The organism is Pseudomonas yangonensis (assembly GCF_009932725.1).
GTDB classification, from domain to species: Bacteria; Pseudomonadota; Gammaproteobacteria; order Pseudomonadales; family Pseudomonadaceae; genus Aquipseudomonas; species Aquipseudomonas yangonensis.
The window spans coordinates 1-1,241 of sequence record NZ_BLJU01000041.1 but is presented as its reverse complement, the minus strand read 5'-3'; the positions used below and the strand labels follow the sequence as shown (position 1 = coordinate 1,241).

General features: G+C 64.5%; 1 protein-coding gene. It reads left to right on the top strand.

The genetic code is table 11. The features are described from left to right. Positions 1–156 precede the first annotated feature (156 nt). Positions 157–1,056 (top strand): LysR substrate-binding domain-containing protein, encoded by a 900-nt coding sequence (locus tag GYB81_RS23225; RefSeq protein WP_161867992.1) that lies wholly within the window; start codon positions 157–159, stop codon positions 1,054–1,056. The last annotated feature ends 185 nt before the right edge of the window (positions 1,057–1,241 follow it).

Genomic DNA, 1,241 nt, shown 5'->3' with positions numbered 1-1,241 from the left:
GGCGGGCGCTGGCGTCGAGATGCAGAATATGGGTCATGGCGAGTCTCCTGCTTGAATTTCTATTCATCTGTGAAAAGCTGCAGTGACAGGCTAGGTTTGCTCCTATATGGCGACAAACGATCAATATTTTCTTAAACAGATGAGGAAAACTCAGCTATGAGCCGGCGCAGACTACCACCGCTATCTGCCTTGCGTGCCTTCGAGGCGGCGGCTCGTCATGAGAGCGCCAAGCAAGCCGCGGAGGAACTCTCCGTCACCGCCACGGCGATCAGTCACCAGATCCGTGCGCTGGAGGAATCCCTCGGCCTTGCACTGTTCGTACGCAAGCCTCGTCAGCTGGAACTGACCATGGCCGGGCGCGAGCTGCAGCAGGTGCTGGAAAGCGCCTTCGACAGCATCGGCGCTGCGGTCGAGCGGCTCAGCGCCGCACCGCGCCGGCATGCGGTCACCCTCAGCACCACGCCCGCGGTGGCGGTGCGCTGGCTGCTGTCCTGGGTCTGCCTGCTGCGCGATTCCCACCCGGATATCGACCTGCGCATTCATGCCTCGCATGAGCCGGTGGCGCTCGACGGCGTCACCGCCGATATCGCCATTCGCTACGGCGATGGCCGCTGGCCAGGGCTGGTTGCGGAGAAACTCTTCGACAACACCTTCGTGCCCGCCTGTAGCCCGCTACTGGAGTTGCACGATGCCGCCGATCTGCCCAGGCATGCGCTGATTCACTTTCGCAACCAGGCGGCGATTTCCTCGCCCATCGATTGGGCGGTCTGGCAGAAGCAGGCCCAGATACCGGGGCTGGATGTCGGGGCCGGGCTGGTGTTCTCCGACGAGACTCACGCCGTCTCGGCCGCCGTTGGCGCTCAGGGCGTGGCGCTGATGAGCCGGCAACTGATCGAGGACGAGTTGACGGCGGGGCGCCTGATGCAGCCCTTCGGCCCGGAGCTGGAAGGCAAGCCGTTCTTTCTGGTGTACCCCGAAAGCCGCCGCAATGACCCTAGCATTCAGGCCGTGCGCGAGTGGATCCTCACGGTGCCGGGTGGGTTGTGTCCGGTGTAGCGGCACGCCGGGCGTGATGGCGTTCAGGCCGGCAAGGGCTGGCGCACGCGCAAGGTCAGGCCGGCATGCACGGCCAGCGTGGCGATGACCAGTGCGCCACCGTAGAGCGTCGCGTTGGCCGGCGTTTCCTGCAGGAAGTACCAGACCCAGAGCGTGCCCAGCACGCTTTCCAGCAGGTAGAACAG